Origin of the sequence: Clostridium bowmanii (assembly GCF_018861315.1) — a bacterium.
GTDB lineage: Bacteria > Bacillota > Clostridia > Clostridiales > Clostridiaceae > Clostridium_AD > Clostridium_AD bowmanii.
The window spans coordinates 126,788-149,010 of the sequence record NZ_JAHLDL010000001.1; the positions used below are offsets into that span (position 1 = coordinate 126,788).

Sequence of the window (22,223 nt, forward strand, 5' to 3'; positions counted from 1 at the left end):
CAAGCCAATATCAAAGTTGATATTGGCTTGTTTTAAATAAATTAGTTCGCAAATCCTACTGTGAAAGTATCAATAATACCCCAAACTAGTGCACTATGATAAGTTTTAAAAACTTCAAAGGGCTTTTCAATAGCTTTATTCTTCTTAAATGCAATAAATGCTATTGATATAAACACATTGTTCCTCTTTGAGACCTGTTTATATATCTTAAATACTTTATTTAAAGTTTTCTGTTAATACTTCGAAATACCCCTGAGGATGTTGACAAAGTGGACAAACTTTAGGAGCATCCGTTCCCTCGTAAATATAACCACAGTTGTTACATTTCCAATTAACTGCCACTTCTCTATGATATATAGTATTGCTTTCTAAACTAGTTAATAACCCTTGAAATGTATCAGCATGGTGTTTTTCTACCTTAGCAACCGTTTCAAATGCAAGTGCAATATTTTCAAATCCTTCTTTGCGTGCAACACTCGCGAATGTTGGATAAATTTCTGTCCACTCCTCTGTTTCTCCATTCACTCCTGATAATAAATTTCCCTTTGTATCACTAAGCCCTACAGGATAAGATGCATTAATTTCTACGGATTCACCATTAAATTCTTCGTTTAATAATTCAAAGAATCTTTTAGCATGTGCTAATTCATTTACTGCTGTCTCTGTGAATATGTCTGATATTTGTATGTATCCTTCTTTTTTCGCTACGGATGCATAATAAGTATACCTATTTCTAGCCTGTGCTTCACCTGCATGTCCTCTCATAAGATTTTGAGCAGTTTCTGTGCCCTTTAACATTTTCATGAAATACCTCCTTGTTTTTCTCCTTAAAGAAAATAACTGTATTTATTAGTATTACCAAAAAAAAATATCTTAATTTAATGAAAAGGTATTTATTAAAATAATCACTTGATTTAACCATTTTAATCAGTTTTTCAGCAGCATTACCACTTCTTGTCTCTTGAACAAAACGAAGCAATCCTGAAATTAAAACCATTGTGATAATAATTAAACACGCAAAAAAGCTAGCTTTTCTCCACTTGTTGAGTTTTAGCACTGTACAGCTTAGAGTTTATTACAGCTTGCAACGCCTGATGGTTATAAATTAGATTATTTGTTTTTGTATTCACTTATCATTTACATGAAATGTTTTTCATATTTATACATATACATAGTTCAATAAATAACAAATACATTATGGAATTAAAATATAAGGTTTATGATTTTCTAATAATAAATTAATTTATATACAATTAGACCATATAAAAACGTTTTCATGTGTTATAATATTATCAAGTTAACTAAAAGAACAAATTACATATTATATAGCATATATAGTTATATTTTTATATAAATGAAATATCGTATAATCTACTAATAAAAAAAGCAAGGAATTATTATGACTTCAGACGTTGGCAAAAAAATAAAAGAATTAAGAACTAAAAACCATTTAACCTTAAAAGATTTAAGCGCAAAAACTAGTTTATCAATTGGATATTTATCACAGCTAGAAAGAGGTCTAACAACTGTAGCCATTAATTCCTTAATGAATATTGCTAAAGCCTTAGAAGTTACTTTATCCTATTTTCTAGATGAACCAAAACATAAAAAAAATTATATTATTCGAAGCTACGAAAGAGAAGTATTTCAAGTAGAAAATAATCAAATTATACAAATCCAATTTACAAATGATATTGAAAACAAAAATATGTTGCCAAGAATTTTCGAAATACTTCCAACCAACAGTACTGAGGAAGTAACCCTATATCCACATATTGGTGAAGAGTTTGTATATGTTCTAGAAGGAATTCTAACTTTATTAATCAACAATGAAAGACATGAGTTATTTCCTGGAGATAGTGCCCATTACAGCTCAACACTCCAACATAACTGAGCAAACAAAACCAGTAAAACCGTAAAATTATTAACAGTTCATACACCAAATTTTTTTAAAAAATAAATTTATTGGGGGTGAATTATTTGGGTTCAGCTACTATTATAAATATTCAAAAATATTCAATTCATGATGGTCCTGGAATTCGCACAACGGTTTTTTTAAAGGTTGCCCACTAAATTGCTTATGGTGCCATAATTCAGAAAGTCAAAATCATAATTTTGAAATTATGTTCTTTATGGAAAGATGTACAGGCTGTGGCTCATGTGTTAACATATGTCCTGCAAAAGCAATAGAACTAAGGGCACAGTATCAACACTTAGTATGTGTAATTTACTTATATTTTATACAATAATACTTAACACCACTAACTCATGACTGAAGTCACGAGAGTGCGTGTCGAAATCTTCAATTCCTGTTCTTCGCGCTTTAGTTTTAAAAGAAATTATGTCGAAAAAAAAACTATGCATTAATGATGGTGAATTAATTGTTGGTGAAAGAGGAGAAGAACCTGCTTCAACTTGTACTTATCCAGAATTATGCTGCCATACCTTGCAGGATTTCGATGTTATGGATGCTAGGGAGAGAATATCCTTTAAGTTTGATGCTAAAAGTAGAAAAATTCAAGAGGATTTAATTATACCTGCTTGGGAAAAGAAATCCATGAGATACAGAATACTTGAAAACATGACTGAGCAGTGGAAGGACTGCTATGCAGCTGCAATGTTTACAGAATTCATGGAGCAAAGAGGCCCAGGCCATACTAGTGGCGATGATAAAATATTTTAAAAGGGCTTTTTAGATTTTAAAGTTGACATAGCGAAGGCTATTTCAAAGCTTAACTTTTATAATGATGACGAAGCTCTTGATAAGAAAAACCAATTGGAAGCAATGGATATAGCTTGTGACTTAGTGGAGTTAAAGCAGACGGCCTTAACGGAGTGAATGATGTAAGTTACCTTCTCCTTTATGTAGTTGATGAAATGCAGCTTTTGCAACCAAGTTCAAATGTACAAATAAGTAAAATGAGTCCCCAAAAGTTTGTGAAGACAGCTTGCGCGATATCCAGAAAAGGCTTAGGTCAACCATCAATGTTCAATGCTGATGCAGTCACGCAAGAACTTGTTACTGCAGGTAAATCCTTAGAAGATGCAAGATGTGGAGGTACTAGTGGATGTGTTGAAGCAGGTGCATTCGGAAAAGAGGCTTATATTTTGACAGGCTACTTTAACTTGCCTAAAGTAATGGAAATTACTCTTAACAACGGAATTGATTTGATGACTGGGGAAAAGTTAGGTTTTGAAACAGGAGAAGCATCAAAATTTGAAACATACAATGAATTATTTGAAGCTTATAAAAAACAGTTAAAGCACTTTATAGCTATAAAAATGAGAGGCAATAGAGTTATAAAAGATTATATGCAACCCTTATGCCAGAGCCTTTCCTATCAGTATTAACCAGCGATTGTATTTCAAAAGGCAAAGATTATAATGCTGGAGTGATTAGACGGTCACCACATTCAATTTAATATTGTCAGTAAGGATACACTTCTCGCTGCACAAAAAAATCCAGACGACTATAATGATCTAATAGTAAGAGTTGCAGGATACAGCGATTACTTTAACAACCTTGACAAAGTGCTTCAAGATGAGATAATTGGAAGAACAGACCAATCCCTTGTTGGATGTGGCTGTTAAAAAACAATGGAGGTAAATTATGAATAAAAAAATAGGGTTTATCGGATGCGGAAATATGGGTCGCGCAATGATTGGTGGAATATTAAATGCAAATTTATTAATGCCTAGTAGTATTATTGTAGGAGACTTAAATGAACTTAGTTTGGCCGAAACCGCTCAAACATATGGCATTAAAACCACTACAGATAATAATGAAGTAGCTAAAATATCTGATATTATTGTATTATCAGTAAAACCAAACCTGTATGGAGTAGTAATAAAACAAATAAAGGATCAAGTTAAAGAAGATGTAATAATTGTTACTATTGCAGCTGGAAAAGCTATTAAAAGTACCGAAGATATGTTTGGCCGAAAACTTAAAATAGTTAGAGTAATGCCTAACACTCCAGCACTTGTTGGTGCAGGAATGTCCGCAATTTGCCCTAATGAAATAGTAACAAATGCAGAACTTTCTGAAATAGTTACTATGTTTGAAAGTTTTGGAAAAGCAGAAATAATTACTGAAAAATTAATGGATGTGGTAACTGGCGTCAGTGGTTCATCTCCAGCTTTTGTATACATGTTTATTGAATCCATGGCAGATGCAGCAGTACTAGATGGAATGCCCCGAGATAAGGCTTACACGTTTGCAGCTCAAGCTGTACTAGGCTCTGCTAAAATGGTACTAGAAACGGGAAAACATCCCGGTGTTTTGAAAGACATGGTATGTTCCCCTGGTGGAACTACTATTGAAGGTGTAGCTGCACTTGAAGAAAGTGGCTTTAGATATTCAGTTATTTCAGCTGTTAGAAAAACAACTCAAAAATCTATTGAATTATCTAAATAATTGAGAATATAACCTAAAAAAGTTAAGGTGCGCTTTATTGCGGCACCTTAACTTTTTAGGATATTTATTTTTTATTTAATTTTAGGCTACTATATCTCTTTTAGTAAACCCAATATATGAAATAACATTAAAAATTATAAAATAAACTATCAGTACAATAACTGAGAACTTCATTGTCATACCTTTAACTAATGGCTCTCCACTAATATATTGATTCAAATCTGTATTTGTAAATAACATATATTTTGACCAATTATATTTAGTAAGCATCATTGTTATTACATTCCCTACAGTTAAAAGAAAAACTCCAACTCCTGTAGCCATTGCACTATTACGGAAAACCGTAGAAATCATAAATGCTAAAGTAACCATCATAATTAAGTTGATAGACTTAAGTCCATAAAGCTGCACAATATGTACTATCATATTAACCTCAATAATTTTACCACTTGAATTTGTAAGGAAAGGTGTGCCTGCACCACTAAAGCTAAATAATATTCCTCCAACAAGGAATGACACTATAAAAAGCACTAAAAGCATTAAGAGAGTATACCCAATAACCGATATATATTTTGAAATCAAAATTTTCCATCGCTTTGAAGGTCTTATTAATAGTAGTTTAATTGTGCCTTCGGAAAACTCATTTGCTACTATTTTGCCACCCATTACAATTGCAAAAAGAGCAATTAGTGATATTACACCACCCATTCCTTCTACAAATCCCCATAATGAATTGCCTTGCACTGGTTGTATATCATTTTTAAGCCTATATTCATTAGTTTGTAATTCCTTTGCGGATCTGTCCTTTACCATTTTAGGCAACTCTGGATTAGTTAAATCTTGCTTATAAGCCTGGTTTTGAATTGTCAGCTCTGCTTTCCAATCACTAATAGGCGCCTGAGGACCTGTAAATCTAGTTAATAGGCCGGCTACTACTATAATAAGAACTAATATCCCCATCATTATCCACGTACTAATACTATGGGAAAGCTTCATATTTTCATTACGAACTAAATTCATCATTTTACGCAATTTCATTACCTCCTGTCATTTCCAAGAATTTTTTCTCTAAGCTTTGTTGCTCTTTACGAATGCCGTAGATTTTAATTCCCTGGCCTACAAGTTTCTCAACAAGTTCTGGTATATTTTCTATATTCTCTATAATTTCAATTTCCTTATCAACTATTTTCGGTTTATATTTGCTATTAAGACCATCTAAATATATTTTTGCACTTTCCAGTGGGGTAACAGTTAGCGCTATAACTGAATCCACCTCATCTTCAAGCATTTCCTTCATATCTTGGATCCTAACCAATTTTCCATTTTGTATTATTCCTACCCTGTCACACATAAGCTCCATCTCTGAAAGCAAGTGACTAGATACTATTACTGCAATGTTTTCTTCTCTTGCTAGAGTCCTCAAATGATTTCGCAATTCATGAATTCCAGCAGGATCTAGCCCATTAGTAGGTTCATCTAGTACCAACAGCTTTGGAGAGTTAAGAAGTGCTTGTGCAACTCCCAGTCTTTGGCGCATACCTAGCGAATATTTCTTTATTTTCTCGTGTATTCTTTTTTCAAGACCCACAATTTTTATAACCTCGTCTATACGTTCCTTTTTTACATCTGGATACATTCTTGAAAAATGAAGAAGATTTTGATATCCTGTTAAGTATTTATATAAATCTGGATTTTCAATAATTCCACCTACTTTAGCAATGGCCTTTTCAAAATCCTTTTCAACATTATATCCATCAATATACATTTCACCTTTAGTAATAGACATCAGTCCTAAAAGCATTTTAATAGTAGTAGTTTTACCAGCCCCATTGGGTCCCAGGAATCCAAACACCTCCCCTAAGTGTACGTCAAAAGTAAGATCATCTATTATTACTTTTTTTCCAATTTTCTTTGTAACATTCTTTATTTGTACTATAGTTTTCATTTTTATGTCACCCTCCTTGAGTCAATTTAAATCTTTTCTCTACCAATTTTATTCTAAAACAAACACCTCAGTGTCATAAGATATTATAGCACTGACAACTTTAAATCTCAAACCAGCTGCCGAAGTCTCGTAACCTCAATGCGTAACAACGGTTGTCTTTTGTCAATAAAAAAACTAGTTACTTCACATCATTTAGCAAAGTAACTAGTGCTTTTTCATAACACCCTTTTTACTTAACATTTTCATCTAAAATATATACTGCAAAAGTTGTTTCTGTTTTTGGATCGTAATATACAGATAACACTATCCCTTTATATTTAAAATTACTAATTGCGAAACTAAGATGCTCCTCCACCGGTTTTCCAAATTTTTCTTTAAAACTGCATATTTTATCACCAAGTCTTAACCCATCAAAATCCACATCTTTATTGTCAATGTATACCTGCTCTACTGGTCCCTTTCCGTAATCTTTAAACCAAACTCTAATATCTAATTGTGAAAACTTTAGTCCACCCTCATCAATAGTAGTTGGCTCTTCCCCAAGCTTTTCCATAAGTTCTGTTTTGTTAAGGCCTATTAGTTTAATATAGTTTAAAAAACTAGTATCTTTTTTAGAAGTTTCTTTATTACTTTCACTACTTAGCGAATCACTTTGAACTATTTCTTTTGTACTTGAATTAGAGCCTTTTGTAATTGCATTTGAGGTAAATGCAGCTGTAAAAACACTAAATAATACCAATATAGTTAATGTAGCTATCTTTTTCATGAAAATCGCTCCTTTTAATAACCTTATCTAATAGTACTTATTATATACTGTGTTCTCTACCATATCGTATCAATTAGATGTCAAAATTATTACAAAGGGGTTACAACACAATGCGAATTCCCCACAAGCATAATAGAATTTATTGATAGATCTTCTAACCAACCCATTCCTCTTTGCAATTCCGTAAACATCACAATAAAAAAAATCTGTCGAGCAGTAAAAAGATGTTGACAATTACTGCCATGGACAGTATACTAAACAACAACAACTAAATACAACTTATCAAGAGAGGCAGAGGGACCGGCCCTATGAAGCCCGACAACCAGCATTTTCAATTAAATGTATTGGTGTCAAATCCAGCAGATTGTAAAATCTGAGAGATAAGGATGTTAGCAAATTTTATTATACAATTTTATTGTTTATTAAAGTTAATTATTGCTACTTTCCTTATAGGAGAGTAGTTTTTTTATTCTCCTATGAAGTTAACTAATTATATACTAAGTACTTAAAATTGAATACAACTTATCCAGAGAGGCGGAGGGACTGGCCCTATGAAGCCCGACAACCGGCATTTTTAAAAGGATGCAATGGTGTCAATTCCATCAGATTATATAATCTGATGGATAAGGATGTTAGCAAATTTTATAAAACAATTTTATTGTTTATTAAAGTTAATCATGCCGCTTTCCTTATAGGAGAGCAGTTTTTTTATTTTTAAACTAATGAGGTATTATTTATCAAAAATAACCAAATAAAATAATTGTAAAAAAGGAGAATTTATTATGAGTGAAAGAAAATTAAGTTTTGAAACATTACAAGTACATGCAGGTCAGGTTCCAGATCCTACTACAGGTGCAAGAGCAGTTCCAATTTATCAAACATCATCTTATGTTTTTAAAAATGCAGATCATGCAGCAAATTTATTTCAATTGAAAGAACCAGGAAATATCTACTCAAGAATAATGAACCCAACTACAGATGTTTTTGAAAAAAGAGTTGCAGAGCTAGAGGGTGGTGTGGCAGGACTTGCTACAGCATCAGGAATAGCAGCAACATTCTACTCAATACTTAATTTAGCAAGTTCAGGAGATGAAATAGTAGCTGCAAGCACGTTATATGGCGGTACTTATGAATTATTTAACGTTACCCTTAGAAAACTTGGAATTAACGTAACCTTTGTTGACCCAGATGATCCTGAAAACTTTAGAAAAGCTATAACTGGCAAAACAAAAGCCCTTTACGGCGAGACATTAGGAAATCCAAAAATAAACGTCTTAGATATAGAAGCTGTAGCAAATATTGCACACACAAACAAAATTCCACTTATTATTGATAATACCTTTGCAACCTCTTACCTTTGCCGTCCAATTGAGTATGGTGCAGATGTAATTATTCATTCAGCAACAAAATTCATTGGAGGCCATGGAACTACTATTGGTGGAATTATAGTTGATGGTGGTAAATTTGATTGGGCAGCAAGTGGTAAATTCCCTGATTTTACAACTCCAGATAAAAGTTATAATGGCCTGGTATACAGTGATTTAGGTGCTGCTGCATTTGCCATAAAAGCTAGAACGCAACTCTTAAGAAATACAGGCGCAACACTTAGCCCTCAGAGTGCTTTTTTATTCCTTCAAGGATTAGAATCCTTGTCATTACGAGTTGAGAGACATGTTTCAAATGCTAGGAAAGTAGTTGAATTTTTGAGTAATCATCCACAAGTTTCATGGGTAAGTTATCCTGAACTAGAAGAAAGTAAATATAAGGAATTAGCTAAAAAATATCTACCAAAAGGAGCAGGATCAATATTCACTTTTGGAATAAAAGGTGGACTTGAAGCTGGAAAGAAATTTATTAACAGTGTGGAGTTATTCTCGCTACTTGCAAATGTTGCAGATGCAAAATCTCTAGTAATTCACCCGTCAAGCACAACTCATGCAGAACTAAATGCCCAGGAGCAGAAAGCTGCTGGAGTTACTCCAGATTTGATAAGACTTTCAATTGGTGTTGAAGGAATCGAGGACATTATATATGATTTGCAGCAGGCACTTGATAAAACTATTTAATTAATAAGTTGTTAGTTTATAGCTAGATATATCTTATTGTGAGTGGCTTAGGAACAATTTTTATATTTGCATTTATTGTATTTATACTTTATTCTAAAGAAAACTGATTGGAGAATTCTATGAAAATTGATAAAAAGGAAGTCTTAAGATATTTAGGATTTAAAAATCAAAAAATTGATAAGAAATTAATGGATTTAATTGAGGTCTGTTGTAAAGAGGTCATTGATATATGTAACCGCATTTATAGGACTTAGTGAAATTCCAACTCTAAAATTCAAAGATAAATGTAAAAGTTGTGAAAATAATGATTGCTATTTTAGAAAGGATGGTGAATATTGTGTGTAAAAAAATAAATCTTAATAATTTTTTATTGTTTGACGGAGCTATGGGAACAATGCTCCAAAAATACGGCCTTAAGAGAGGTGAATTACCTGAAAGCTACAATATATTACACCCAGAAATCATTGAAAAAATACACAGTGAATACTTTGAAGCTGGTAGCGATGTTATAACCACCAATACATTCGGTGCAAATAGGTATAAGCTTAAAAATTCGCAATATACAGTTTCTGAAATTGTGGTAAGTGCTGTTAAAATAGCAAGAAAAGTAGCTGGCAACAGGCTGGTTGCTCTTGATATTGGACCTATAGGTCAGTTAATGGAGCCACTAGGGATGTTAACATTTGAGGATGCATATGATACTTTTTCAGAGCAAATTAAGATTGGTGCTAGGGAAGGCGCAGATATAATACTTATTGAGACAATGACAGATATTTATGAAGCTAAGGCTGCTATTCTTGCAGCAAAGGAAAATAGTTCACTTCCCATAATATGTACAATGTCATATCAAAGTGATGGAAGAACATTAACTGGTACAGATCCAATTACTATGGTCAATGTGCTTCAGTCCCTAGGAGTGGATGCAATTGGAGTAAATTGTTCCCTTGGACCAAATGAAATGTTACCTATAGTTACCGAAATTATTAAGTACTCAAAAGTTCCAGTTATGGTTCAGCCTAATGCTGGACTTCCTAAACTTAAGAATAGACAAACAGTTTTTAATGTTGAGGCACATGAATTTGCGGAGTATGCAAAACTTATGGTAGAAATGGGTGTTACGATCTTAGGTGGATGCTGTGGAACCACATGTGAGCATATAAAAGCTATAAATAATGTGCTTAAAAACTTAGAACCTGTACACCGTAATGTTCAAAAAATAACAGCAGTAAGTTCATCGTCCTTAACAATAGTGCTTGGAGAAGGTATAAAAATTATTGGTGAACGAATAAATCCTACGGGCAAAAAAAAGCTTAAAGAGGCTTTGAAAAATAACAATTTGGATTATATACTGCAAGAAGCCATTAATCAAAGAGATGCAGGCGCAGATATATTAGATGTAAATGTGGGACTTCCTGAAATTGACGAGCGAGAAGTTATGATACAAGTAATAAAAGAACTTAAAAGTGTTGTGAATCTTCCCCTTCAAATTGATAGTGTTCGCCCCGACGTAATTGAGGCAGCAGTTAGAATATATAATGGCAAGCCCCTAATAAATTCTGTTAATGGTAAAGATGAAGTAATGAATTCAATATTTCCAATCGTTAAAAAATATGGGGCCTGCGTTATAGGCTTAACCCTTGATGATAATGGCATTCCATCAAAAGCTGAAGATAGACTTAAAATAGCAGAAAAAATTGTTAGACGAGCAGAAGAGTATGGAATAGAAAGAGCTGATATTATAATTGACTGTCTAGTTTTAACCGCATCAGCTCAGCAAAGTGAGGTTAAAGAAACTATAAGGGCAGTTGGACTTGTTAAATCTACACTTGGAGTTAAAACAACTCTTGGAGTAAGCAATGTATCCTTCGGCTTGCCACAAAGAGAAATATTAAATAGAACATTTTTAGCCGCTGCATTAACCGCTGGACTTGATGCACCTATTCTAAATCCTCTCTCAACGGAAATGATATCTACAATTAATGCATTTAATGTTCTATGGAATAAGGACATAAATTCAAAAAAATATATAAATGCTTATTCATCCTTTGAAGAAAAAACTATAACTAATGGAGTCCATAAAAATAGAGATTTAGATAGAATTATTATTGATGGTTTAAAAGAAGAGGCAAAAGAACTAACATTAGAACTTTTAAAAACCATGTCGGCAATGGAAATTGTTAATAAATATCTAATTCCCTCACTTGATATTGTGGGAAAAAAATACGAAAGTGGAGAAATATTTCTTCCACAATTATTACAATCTGCAGAAACAGTGAAAAAAGCTTTTGAAGTAATTAAAGAAAGCATGCTAGCAAGTACCGGCACTAAACTTAGCAAAGGCAAAATTGCACTTGCAACTGTTAAAGGTGATATTCACGATATTGGAAAAAACATAGTGAAAATTTTATTAGAAAACTATGGATTTGAGGTAATAGACTTAGGTAAGGATGTTCATGAAAATGATGTGGTTAACGCAGTTAAAAGTGGAAATATTAAATTAGTTGGTTTGAGTGCTCTTATGACCACAACAGTAAGAAGCATGGAGGAAACAATAAAAGCACTTAGGGAGAATAATTTAGATTGTACCGTTATGGTTGGAGGCGCAGTATTAAATGAAGAATATGCAAAAATGATAGATGCTGATTATTATGCAAAAGATGCAACTGAATCTGTAAAAATTGCTAGAAAATTTTTCAAGTGTGAGTAAATTATTCGCATACCCCACTATTAAGAGACACCTCTTTTAAACAAAGAGGTGTCTCTTTTCATTGTAACATATATGGAAAGACCAAAATTGTAACTGTCATTAATTATAGATACTCTTACTAAAATATCTATCGCCTCTATCTGGGAGTATTACAACAATGTTTCCACTTTCTATAGTTGCTCCAAGTTTTATTGCCGCAGCTATTGCAGCCCCTGAAGAGCTACCTACAATCAATCCCTCTTTCACGGCAATTAACTTTACCATATTTACAGCCTCATCATCAGTGATTTTAGTAACAAGGTTGACTAAATTCATATCCATGGTGCTAGGCACAAAATTATTTCCTATCCCTTCAATATCATAACAGTGCTCTTCACCACCCCCAAGGGTTGATCCATAAGGATCCACTAGAATTCCTTTTATATCTTCATTCATTTCCTTTAGATATTTCATAACACCACTAAAAGTACCACCACTTCCTGCGCCTGCAACGAAGTAATCAATTTTGCCCTCTAGTGCATCATATATTTCTGGTCCTGTAGTTTCATAGTGAGACTTTGGATTGGCCTCATTTTCAAATTGCTTCAGTGAAATAGAATTTGGAATTTCATTCAATAGCTGATTTGCCTTATCAATGGCACCAAGCATTCCATCTTCTCTTTGTGTGCTAATAATAGTTGCACCTAATGCTTTCATTAAAGTTTGCTTTTCCACAGAGAATTTTTCTGGAACCACAAATATTATATTGTAGCCTTTATTTATGGCTGCAAGCGCCACTCCTATACCAGTATTTCCTGCGGTAGCCTCAACAATAGTATATCCACTCTTAAGAATTCCTCTATCTTCCGCATCTTTTATCATGAAAACTCCAACCCTATCTTTTACACTACCACCGGGGTTTTCACCCTCTAGTTTTGCAAAGATATTTACCCCTTCTTTAACTCCCAAATTATTTAGTTTTAGAAGTGGTGTATTTCCTATAATATCTAATATACTATTTATATATTTCACTGCTAACACCCCTATCTAGAACTAATTTTGCAAATGTTTTTGCTCCTTCTAACGAATGATCTTTATAATTTCCACATTGAAATTTATTAGTTGCTGGAATTTCTACTGATTCTATTACTTTTTCCAGTCCATAATTCAGGGTTTCTATAACCTTATCCACACTAACATCATTCCAAGTTATCATATAAAAGCCTGTTCTACAGCCCATAGGTGAGATGTCTATAATTCCATCCATTACTTCTCTCATATAGCCAGCAAGCAAATGTTCTAAAGTATGAATGGATGATATATCCATAAACTCTTCGTTAGGTTGCATGAATCTTAAGTCAAACTTTGTTACTACATCACCCTTTTCTCCTACTTTAACTTCACATTTCCTTACAAAAGGTGCTTTCACCTTTGTGTGATCTAATGAAAAACTTTCAACTTTTACCATTTATTTAACCTCCTCAAATGTATTAAATTTCATAATTTAGACCACCCTTATTTGCTACTGCAATGAAAATTCCAGTTTCTGTATATTCTCCTTTACTAGAATAACCTTTGCATTTTAAATCCGTATTCTCAATATTCACTGTATTAAACCCAGCATCAGTCAACCACTCTTCAATCTGATTATTTGAAAAGCCAAGCCATTCGTCAAACATTTCTTCTTTTGCCCACTGGCCATTGTGCTCTTGTACATCTGATATTATCAAGGTTCCATCTTTTTTAATTACTCTATGCATCTCTTGAATAGCTTTTTTAGCATCCTTCACATGATGAAGGGCCATATTAATAAAGACTACATCTACAGATTCATCAAACAAAACCAAATTGTCTATGGATGAAATTATTGGATATACATTGTTGAATTTTTTACTATCCATTAATTTTCTGGATTCTCTAAGCATATTTACCGATTGATCTATCGAAAAAACAATACTTGCATCTAAGGCCAATGCTAAAGATAAAAATCCAGTTCCGCATCCTAGGTCAGCCACCACCTTATCTTTTATGCTTACTTTAGATAATACCTTATACTTTAATCTTTCTTCAAAGTACTCACTTCTTATTACATTCCAGCTTTTAGCTATTTCGTTAAAATAATCTAATGAGCTCATTATATTACCTCCCTTTATTTATTTTTACTTTAAGATTAATCTCTTAAATAAATACTATTATTTTAGCTAAAATGCTCTGGTTCATTTCTTTGTTAACTAACATTTTTCAACCCCCAATATTATTATTTTATTTTCTAATAGAATTTTTGACGACAAAAAAGCCCGTCTCGTTTTATAGAGACGAAGCAATGTTTCCTCCGCGGTCCCACCCTAATTAGATATAGAATCCCACTTAATTTAAGCACAAAATGCTTTATCGCTTTAACGGGCGAACCCGTAGTCCCCTACTACAATTTCGGGTCCATACTCCAAAGTGCACTTCGTATATCTTTAGGTAGAAGCTTCTCAGCGGTGCTTCCTCTCTGTATCCCTGCAACATACTACTTTCCTTTTTCATTGTATATCTTAGTATTCATATAGGTTTAGTTTATATTTTTATTATATGCTATATTTTATTTTTGTCAACCCTAATTGAAAATATTTGTATAACACCCTTTTACTTATTTTGCACAAGAAAGAGACCTTGATTATAAGTTCAAGGTCTCTTAATATATTAGAGTAACTAATCAGTTTTATTTTAAACTGAAATTTTAGATGTATAAACTATACCTCTTGAAAAACTGGAGTTGATAAATACCTCTCACCAGTATCTGGCAATAATACCACAATAATTTTGCCCTTATTTTCACTTCTTTTTGCAATTTCAGTAGCTGCAAAAGTTGCTGCTCCTGAAGATATACCAACTAATAATCCCTCAGATCTAGCTAAATCTCTAGTTGTACTAAAAGCTTCTTCATTCTTAACTTTATATATTTCATCTATTATTCCAGTATTTAAAACCTTTGGTACAAAACCCGCCCCGATGCCTTGAATTTTATGAGGACCTGACGCTCCACCCGATAATACAGGGGAATCATTAGGTTCTACTGCTACTATTTTGATATTAGGGTTCTTTTTCTTTAAAGCTTCACCAACTCCTGTAATAGTACCACCTGTACCAACTCCAGCTACAAATATATCCACTTTACCATCTGTATCATTCCATATTTCTTCAGCTGTTGTCTTCCTATGAATGTCTGGATTTGATGCATTTTCAAATTGTTGAGGTACAAAAGAGTTTTGAGTTTGAGCTGCAAGCTCTTCTGCTTTTTTAATAGCTCCTTTCATACCATCCTTTCCTGGAGTTAAAACTAATTCTGCACCAAGAGCTTTAAGTACACTTCTTCTCTCAATGCTCATAGTATCAGGCATAGTAAGTATTAATTTATATTTTTTTGAAGCTGCTACAATAGCTAATCCTATTCCTGTGTTTCCACTAGTAGGTTCTATAATTACAGTATCCTTATTAATTAACCCTTTTACTTCTGCATCCAAAATCATTGAATATCCTATTCTATCTTTTACACTTCCACCAGGATTAAAGGACTCTAATTTTGCAACTACTTTCCCTTGAACTCCTTTTTCTTCATTATAATTTGTAAGCTCCAAAAGTGGTGTATTACCTATTAATTCCGTTAATTTTTTTGCAATTTTTGACATTGTAATTCCTCCTTGATTATTTTATTTAGTTTAAATATATATATTTAATTAGTGTTTATATTATTTTAAAATTACTACTAAGTACATTTTATGTTTAATACATACTATTCCTATATATTTAGTTTGATACTATTATATTAGTACTAATTTAAAATAATGTCAACTATATTACTTATTTCAATATCTCTAAAATATTACCATATTGATCTGCTAATCAAATAAATAGTTTGATCATAAGAAAAAGAGCTATTGATTTTAATCAATAGCTTTTTGTGAATTCTTTTCAGTCTCACTAAGTACCTCATTCATACTTCCAGTTCTATACCCTAACAAATCAAGCGTTACATATTTAAATCCAATACTTTTCAATTCATTCCCAACCTTATCCATAAGTTCGATATTGAAGAATTTTTCTCGTTCTTCAGCATTAACTTCTACTCTTGCTATATCTTCATGATGTCTTACTCTTATCTGCCTAAATCCTAAATCCATCAAAAACTGCTCTGCTCTTTCTACCATGCTTAATTTTTCCACTGTTATCTCATTACCATATGGAAATCTTGACGAAAGGCATGCAAAAGCAGGCTTGTTCCAAGTAGGTACGCCTAATTTCTTTGACAATACTCTTATATCATTTTTTGTAAACCCAGCATCCTTTAATGGGCTAATAACTTCTAATTCCCTAGCCGCCTTCATTCCCGGCCTAAAATCGGAAACATCATCAGCATTAGAACCATCTAAAACTGCATTAATATTATTGTCATCAGCAACTTTTCTAATTTTTGAAAAAAGTTCCTTTTTACAATAATAACATCTATTAACAGGATTTTTAGCAAATCCCTCAATCTCTAATTCTTCGGAAATTATAACTATGTGTTTTGCTCCAATGCCTTCAATATATTTAACAGCTTCTTTAAATTCTCTTTCCGGATATGTTGAGGACTTTGCAGTAATAGCTATAACACTATCACCCAAAACATCAGCTGCTACCTTTAAAAGAAATGTGCTATCAACACCTCCTGAATATGCTATTGCCACACTTCCTAAATCTTTAAGATTATCCTTTAACTTTTGAAATTTCTGTTCCAATTCCATATTTCATCCTCCTGATGGTAACCGTCAGTATACCAACTAACTTTATTTTATTTTATTTTTACACTCTGTTATATTTTATTACATTAAACACTTATTAGCAACTCAAAAGTTGCTAATTTTCACAATCAGAAATATTAAATAATAATTTCCGAATCGTTTACTAATGTGCTTCTTATATTTGAAATATTGGAAAATATTCTTTGAGCCACCTCAGGTTTATTCATGGTGTATAGATGAATTCCATCTATTCCAGATGAGAGTAAATCTATGATCTGCTCTGTTGCATAAATTATACCCGCCTCCTTAAGCGCCTCAGGATTATGTTCATATTTTCCAATAATTCTTTTAAATTTTTGTGTTAATTTACTCCCGCACATTTGAGTGATTCTCTCAATTTGTTTTTTGTTTATCACAGGCATTATACCGGCCGAAATAGGAATTTTTATTCCTAATATATCCAGTCTTTCTAAGAAATCATATAGCATTTCATTATCAAAGAAAATCTGAGTTATTAAAAAATCTAATCCATTATCAACCTTAGCTTTTAAATATTTCAAATCATGAATTTTACTTGAACATTCAATATGCCCTTCTGGATAACAAGCTCCACCTATACAAAAATTATCATGACTTTTTATCTGTTTTACCAGATCACTTGCATGTTCAAATTGAGGATTACTGTTATTATTTTGATCGTCACTTGGAAGGTCTCCTCTTAATGCTAGAATATTTTCTATATCTCGTACTTTTAATTTATTTAAAATACCTTCAATTTCAAAACTTGTTGAATTTAAACAGGTAAGATGTGCAAGTGTTTCAACATTATACTTGTTTTTTAGGATATTAGCTATTTCTACGGTATAATCTCTACTACTACCACCAGCACCATAAGTCACACTAATAAAATCAGGTTTTAAATCTTTAAGACCGTCAATTGTATCATATATGGTGTTTATTGGAGTAGTTTGCTTTGGTGGAAATATTTCTAAAGATATAACTGGTCTTTTATTATTATATAAATTCTTAATTTGCATATAAATCTCCTTTCACCATCTTTATTCAATTGTTATTTTTAGTATATAAACAGAAAAACTGCTTTCAAATACGAAAGCAGTTTTTTTAATAATATACGCAAAAAACTACCTTTCAATAAGAAAAGTAGTAATATTTCATTACAATATATTAAAATACTAGTTACTTATCTTTCAGAACAATGTTCTGTTGGAATTAACACCTTTGTACTCAAATTAGAATACCGGTTGTTGGGTTTCACAGGGCCAGTCCCTCCACCTCTCTTGATAAGAAATTATTAAGTTTTATTTGTTTTTTATTGTAACTTATATGAAAATAAATGTCAATACAAAATATAGGGATAAAATTAGTTTTATTAAAAAGGTATTGACAATCACTTCTATGAGCAATATACTAAACACTAACAACTTAATACAACTTATCCAGAGCGGCAGAGGGACTGGCCCGATGATGCCCGACAACCAGCATTTTATTTAAATGCATTGGTGTCAATTCCATCAGATTGTAAAATCTGAAAGATAAGGACGTTAGCAGCTTTTCTTATGCATTATTTTTGCCGATTAAAGTTATTATTGCTACTTTCCTTATTGGAAAGTAGCTTTTTTATTGCCAATAAAAAAAATTTAGTATAAGGAGAGATTTAAATGCCTATAAAAATACCTGACAATCTTCCAGCTTTCAAAATTTTAAATAAAGAAAATATTTTTACTATTACAGAAGATCGTGCATTTCATCAAGATATTCGCCCTATAAAGATTGTAATATTGAACCTTATGCCCACAAAAATTGAAACTGAAACACAAATTTTAAGACTGCTTGGAAACTCTCCATTGCAGATTGATATAGTTCTTCTTCACCCAGAAAGCCATGCATGTAAAAATATTTCCGAGGAACATTTAATTAAGTTTTATAATACTTTTAAGGAAATAAAGGATTCTAAATTTGATGGAATGATAATAACAGGAGCCCCCATTGAAAGTGTTCCTTTTGAAGAAGTAGATTACTGGGAGGAACTTAAAACTATTATGGAATGGAGTAAACATAATGTATTCTCTACCTTGCATATTTGTTGGGGTGCTCAGGCAGGGCTTTACTATCACTATGGAGTGCAAAAACATAAACTAGATAGTAAAATGTTCGGAGTGTTTAAACACAAAATAACAAAACAAAACACTAAGCTTTTAAGTGGATTTGACGATGAATTCTATGCTCCACATTCCAGGCACACTGAAATAAGAAAGGCTGATATTTATAAAATCCAAGAACTTGAAATCATATCAGAATCTGAAGAATCTGGGCTCTACATTTTATCAGCAAAAAAGGGACGCCAAATATTTATAACCGGACATTCAGAGTATGATCCCTTAACCTTAAAAAGTGAATATAATAGAGATATATCAAATGGATTAAATATAAATGTACCTAAAAATTATTATCCAGATGATGATCCCTTAAAAACACCTGTTGTAAAATGGAGAGGTCATTCAAATCTACTTTTCACAAATTGGTTGAATTATTATGTTTACCAAGAAACACCTTATAATTTAGTGCATCTGAAATAACACGCATAAAAGCTGCTTATAATATATTTATCTCAGCAGCTTTTAATGCACATGGTTAATTTCATAAATCCCTATTTTTCATGAAAAATCACCTTACTTAGGAAAAGATGGGATAGTCACCTTAGCTTTAAAGAGATCTCCATCAATTTCAATACTAAGAGTTCCACCTTGAAGCTCTAGAATGCTCTTAGCAATGGACAGTCCTAGCCCTGAGCCTTCAGTATTTCTTGACTTGTCTCCCCTAATAAATCTTTCAAATATTTCTTCATTGTCAAAATCCATTTCATATGATGAGATGTTTTTCATTGTTATAATTATTTTAGAATCCTTCTCTATTAACTCAATGTATACTCTAGTTTTGGGAAGCGAGTATTTTAATATATTATTTATAAGATTTTCAAATACTCTCCAGGTTCTTTTCCCATCTAGATTTGCATAAACCTTTTCGCTGGGGCTCTTTAACTTAAAAATTAAAGAGGAATTGTTAATTTTCTCTTCTAGCTCTGCTAATGATTGCGAAAGTAGTGCAGTTACATCTACTTTTTCTGTATGTAGTTCCACCGCACCACTAGCCATCTTAGATGCTTCAAACAGGTCCTCTATAAGTATCTTAAGCCGCTGAGATTTTCTATCTAATACATCTATATACCCCTGTGATTCTTCCTTGGATAAGCCTTCTTTTTTTAGCAAATCTACATAATTTATAATTGAAGTAAGTGGTGTCTTTAAATCATGAGACACACTTGTTATAAGTTCAGACTTAAGCCTTTCGCTTTTTATCTCATTTTCAAGAGACTTTTTAAACCCAACCTTCATATTATTTATGTTATGAGCTAGTTTGAAAAAGTCACCTTTACCACTTTCTTCTATAGTATAATTAAGATTTCCTGAAACTATCTGTTCCGTTCCTTTTAAAATACCTCCAAAAACGCTTATTCCCTTAAAGGAGTAAATTGTTATAAATACTAGGTAGCAAAGTACATATACTGTTGGTATTATTACAAAGAATGAACCGGACACTAATGCAATAAATGCCCCTAGTATTGACACTCCACATAATAAAGTAAGTATAATAATACCTCTTACTTTAAACTTAGTACTTTGAGTAATTGGGCTCTCTTTCATAAATCTAGAGAATTTATTAAAGACACAATTTTTCACCTCAGCTCTTAATTTCTCTTTATCTTTTATTAAATTAGCTCCCACTCTGACACTAAGAATAAAGAAGTAAATATAAAATGCTATTATAGTAAGCATATAAATTTGGTGAAAATTATATGGTTTAGAGAAAAATCCCACTCTATTTATGTAGCTATTTATTACAAGTGAAAATATTACAAAAATAAATGTCCATATATCTAAGGGAATATTATAGTACTTCTTATTTGGATTTCCAATAAAACACATTTCCATATAGTCTTTCTTTAATACATATATAAGCATTATAAATCCAATAATAAATGACACAGCTCCTATTATTGCCTCTTTAATAATTCTTTGCGCTACAGAATTATAATAAATATAATTAGAATAGATATAATTGTTTTGATCCATATCCTTTGGAATAATAAAATATGCTTGCCCCCCAATACCTACTTCCTGATTTATTGAAGCCATTCCATCATTATTATTTATGGATTGTTCGGGAAATTTTTTACTGTACAAGGCATTATTTTTTACATACAAATCTATATCTGAAACATTTACTATGTTAGTGTCTATCACATTGTTCGTTTTATTTTCTATGTAGTATTTTATTAAACTCTTTTCTTTTACAGCGCTTTTAATATTTTCATAGTCTTTAGTTTTATATGAAGCTATTTCCTTTTTCATATCCTCTACTGTCTTTGTGTTTTCTTTTTTTAATTGATTAAGTTCACTATCTTTCCCCTCAGTTAACCTTTTTACAGCCTGTGTATTTCCTTCTTTTTCTGCTACTACTATATCATTAGTATACTTATTTTTTATTTCTTCTTCACTATTTTTGAGATTAGAATCATACAATGTTTTAGATGATATTAATTCTTCATTTGTAACCTTTTCATCATCTGATTTTTGTGAATAATCTTTATAAATCCCATTAAGTGCTTTTATATTATTAAAATAAACAACTAACTCATTTTTAAAATCTGAGCTATTAAAATAAGGCTCCGCTCCTAGATAATTTCTATTATTTATAATGTCTTTTATCGACAATGCCGAAAGTGCAAACATATATACACATATAATAAGTACCATAATATATACATTTTTATTTTTCGATTTTATATCCAATACCCCACACCACCTTTAAATATTCAGGTTCTTTTGGATTTATCTCTATCTTCTCTCTTATTCTCCTTATGTGAACAGAAACAGTATTTTCTCCATTATAAAAAGTTTCTTCCCAAACTCTCTCATATATTTCTTCAATTGAAAATACCCTTCCCTTATTTGCCATTAATAGTTCCAGTATTCTATATTCAATGGATGTAAGTCTAACTTCCTTTTCTTCCACTGTTACCATCCTCGAGTTTTTGTTTAATATAAGTCCACGTACATTTATCTCATCATCACTCTCTTTATAGTTTCCAAGGTTTGTATACCTTCTTAGCTGAGATTTAACTCTAGCCACTAGTTCCATTGGATTAAAGGGTTTTGTAATATAATCATCCGCACCTATATTAAGACCTAGTATTTTATCTGTATCTTCTGATTTAGCTGAAAGCATTATTATTGGTATGTTTTTGCTTTCTCTTATTTTAAATGTAGCCTTAATTCCGTCCATTCTAGGCATCATTAAATCCATTAATATAAGGTGAATTTCTTGTTCTTTCAAAACTTCTAAAGCTTCTATACCATCCACCGCTTGATATACTCTAATACCTTCATTTTTTAAATATATTTCTATGGCTTCCCTTATCTCACATTCGTCATCTACAATTAAAACATTGTGCATAGTCATGAAAATCACCCCTTACTTATATTATACATGTTAATA

18 protein-coding genes, 3 pseudogenes, 4 riboswitches and 1 other annotated feature are annotated in these 22,223 nt (G+C 32.0%); of the genes and pseudogenes, 8 read left to right on the top strand and 13 right to left on the bottom strand.

Going from position 1 to position 22,223, the window contains the following annotated elements:
* Positions 1-41 precede the first annotated feature (41 nt).
* Both KPL51_RS23825 and rbr read right to left on the bottom strand, forming a co-directional pair.
* A complete protein-coding gene (locus KPL51_RS23825) occupies positions 42-176 on the bottom strand; it encodes a hypothetical protein (RefSeq protein ID WP_263628108.1) in 135 nt (44 codons plus the stop codon).
* A gap of 40 nt (positions 177-216) precedes the next feature.
* Positions 217-804, bottom strand: coding sequence for a rubrerythrin (gene rbr / locus KPL51_RS00615; protein WP_216155799.1), 588 nt, complete (start codon positions 802-804; stop codon positions 217-219).
* 595 nt (positions 805-1,399) lie between these two features.
* Between rbr and KPL51_RS00620 the strand changes: the two are divergent.
* The 4 genes and pseudogenes from KPL51_RS00620 to proC all read left to right on the top strand — a co-directional run bounded on the left by KPL51_RS00620 (position 1,400) and on the right by proC (position 4,417).
* Positions 1,400-1,960: pseudogene (locus KPL51_RS00620) on the top strand (helix-turn-helix domain-containing protein).
* Positions 1,961-1,980: 20 nt separating this feature from the next.
* Positions 1,981-2,198: pseudogene (locus KPL51_RS00625) on the top strand (4Fe-4S binding protein); the annotation flags it as partial.
* 131 nt (positions 2,199-2,329) lie between these two features.
* Positions 2,330-3,591: pseudogene (locus KPL51_RS00630) on the top strand (pyruvate formate lyase family protein); the annotation flags it as partial.
* Between the two features lie 19 nt (positions 3,592-3,610).
* Positions 3,611-4,417, top strand: coding sequence for a pyrroline-5-carboxylate reductase (proC, locus tag KPL51_RS00635; protein WP_216155802.1), 807 nt, complete (start codon positions 3,611-3,613; stop codon positions 4,415-4,417).
* An 81-nt stretch (positions 4,418-4,498) separates the two neighbouring features.
* Here proC and KPL51_RS00640 read toward each other — a convergent pair whose 3' ends face one another.
* The 3 genes from KPL51_RS00640 to KPL51_RS00650 form a co-directional block, all read right to left on the bottom strand.
* Positions 4,499-5,440, bottom strand: a complete 942-nt coding sequence (locus KPL51_RS00640) for an ABC transporter permease (RefSeq protein ID WP_224853451.1) — start codon at positions 5,438-5,440, stop codon at positions 4,499-4,501.
* Between the two features lies 1 nt (position 5,441).
* The gene (locus KPL51_RS00645; protein ID WP_216155808.1) at positions 5,442-6,362 is read right to left on the bottom strand and encodes an ABC transporter ATP-binding protein; all 921 of its coding nucleotides are present in this window, start codon (positions 6,360-6,362) and stop codon (positions 5,442-5,444) included.
* Between the two features lie 229 nt (positions 6,363-6,591).
* A complete protein-coding gene (locus KPL51_RS00650; protein ID WP_216155811.1) occupies positions 6,592-7,128 on the bottom strand; it encodes a hypothetical protein in 537 nt (178 codons plus the stop codon).
* A 276-nt stretch (positions 7,129-7,404) separates the two neighbouring features.
* Positions 7,405-7,515, top strand: a riboswitch (SAM riboswitch).
* Positions 7,516-7,647: 132 nt separating this feature from the next.
* Positions 7,648-7,758, top strand: a riboswitch (SAM riboswitch).
* 149 nt (positions 7,759-7,907) lie between these two features.
* On the opposite strand from KPL51_RS00650, the gene KPL51_RS00655 reads away from it, so the two are divergent.
* The 3 genes from KPL51_RS00655 to KPL51_RS00660 all read left to right on the top strand — a co-directional run bounded on the left by KPL51_RS00655 (position 7,908) and on the right by KPL51_RS00660 (position 11,901).
* Positions 7,908-9,194 carry an O-acetylhomoserine aminocarboxypropyltransferase/cysteine synthase family protein gene (locus KPL51_RS00655; RefSeq protein WP_216156131.1) on the top strand — a complete coding sequence of 429 codons (1,287 nt, stop codon included), beginning with the start codon at positions 7,908-7,910 and terminating at the stop codon, positions 9,192-9,194.
* A 119-nt stretch (positions 9,195-9,313) separates the two neighbouring features.
* On the top strand, positions 9,314-9,448 hold the full coding sequence (locus tag KPL51_RS23830) for a hypothetical protein (RefSeq protein ID WP_263628112.1): 135 nt from the start codon (positions 9,314-9,316) through the stop codon (positions 9,446-9,448).
* A 71-nt stretch (positions 9,449-9,519) separates the two neighbouring features.
* Positions 9,520-11,901, top strand: a complete 2,382-nt coding sequence (locus KPL51_RS00660) for a homocysteine S-methyltransferase family protein (RefSeq protein ID WP_216156134.1) — start codon at positions 9,520-9,522, stop codon at positions 11,899-11,901.
* A gap of 99 nt (positions 11,902-12,000) precedes the next feature.
* Here the strand turns inward: KPL51_RS00660 and KPL51_RS00665 are convergent, their stop codons facing one another.
* From KPL51_RS00665 to metF, 6 genes are all read right to left on the bottom strand, one after another.
* Complete coding sequence (locus tag KPL51_RS00665) at positions 12,001-12,912, bottom strand: PLP-dependent cysteine synthase family protein (protein ID WP_216155814.1); 912 nt, start codon at positions 12,910-12,912, stop codon at positions 12,001-12,003.
* Positions 12,896-13,348: an S-ribosylhomocysteine lyase gene (locus KPL51_RS00670; RefSeq protein ID WP_216155817.1), complete on the bottom strand. Its 453-nt coding sequence runs from the start codon at positions 13,346-13,348 to the stop codon at positions 12,896-12,898. The genes KPL51_RS00665 and KPL51_RS00670 overlap by 17 nt, the downstream gene beginning before the upstream one ends.
* A gap of 22 nt (positions 13,349-13,370) precedes the next feature.
* Entirely contained in the window at positions 13,371-14,015 is a 645-nt protein-coding gene (locus tag KPL51_RS00675) for a class I SAM-dependent methyltransferase (protein ID WP_216155819.1), read from the bottom strand.
* A 173-nt stretch (positions 14,016-14,188) separates the two neighbouring features.
* Positions 14,189-14,421, bottom strand: a binding site (T-box leader).
* 197 nt (positions 14,422-14,618) lie between these two features.
* Positions 14,619-15,554: a cysteine synthase A gene (cysK, locus tag KPL51_RS00680; protein WP_216155822.1), complete on the bottom strand. Its 936-nt coding sequence runs from the start codon at positions 15,552-15,554 to the stop codon at positions 14,619-14,621.
* Positions 15,555-15,809: 255 nt separating this feature from the next.
* Positions 15,810-16,649: an ATP-dependent sacrificial sulfur transferase LarE gene (gene larE, locus KPL51_RS00685; RefSeq protein WP_216155826.1), complete on the bottom strand. Its 840-nt coding sequence runs from the start codon at positions 16,647-16,649 to the stop codon at positions 15,810-15,812.
* A 134-nt stretch (positions 16,650-16,783) separates the two neighbouring features.
* Positions 16,784-17,683, bottom strand: coding sequence for a methylenetetrahydrofolate reductase [NAD(P)H] (gene metF / locus KPL51_RS00690; RefSeq protein WP_216155828.1), 900 nt, complete (start codon positions 17,681-17,683; stop codon positions 16,784-16,786).
* A gap of 161 nt (positions 17,684-17,844) precedes the next feature.
* A riboswitch (SAM riboswitch) is annotated at positions 17,845-17,954 on the bottom strand.
* A gap of 142 nt (positions 17,955-18,096) precedes the next feature.
* Positions 18,097-18,206, top strand: a riboswitch (SAM riboswitch).
* 119 nt (positions 18,207-18,325) lie between these two features.
* On the opposite strand from metF, the gene metA reads away from it, so the two are divergent.
* A complete protein-coding gene (gene metA, locus KPL51_RS00695) occupies positions 18,326-19,243 on the top strand; it encodes a homoserine O-acetyltransferase MetA (protein WP_216155832.1) in 918 nt (305 codons plus the stop codon).
* 93 nt (positions 19,244-19,336) lie between these two features.
* Here metA and KPL51_RS00700 read toward each other — a convergent pair whose 3' ends face one another.
* Both KPL51_RS00700 and KPL51_RS00705 read right to left on the bottom strand, forming a co-directional pair.
* Positions 19,337-21,517 carry a sensor histidine kinase gene (locus KPL51_RS00700; RefSeq protein WP_216155834.1) on the bottom strand — a complete coding sequence of 727 codons (2,181 nt, stop codon included), beginning with the start codon at positions 21,515-21,517 and terminating at the stop codon, positions 19,337-19,339.
* A complete protein-coding gene (locus KPL51_RS00705) occupies positions 21,495-22,187 on the bottom strand; it encodes a response regulator transcription factor (protein ID WP_216155837.1) in 693 nt (230 codons plus the stop codon). Before KPL51_RS00705 ends, KPL51_RS00700 begins: the two co-directional genes overlap by 23 nt.
* Positions 22,188-22,223: the final 36 nt, after the last annotated feature.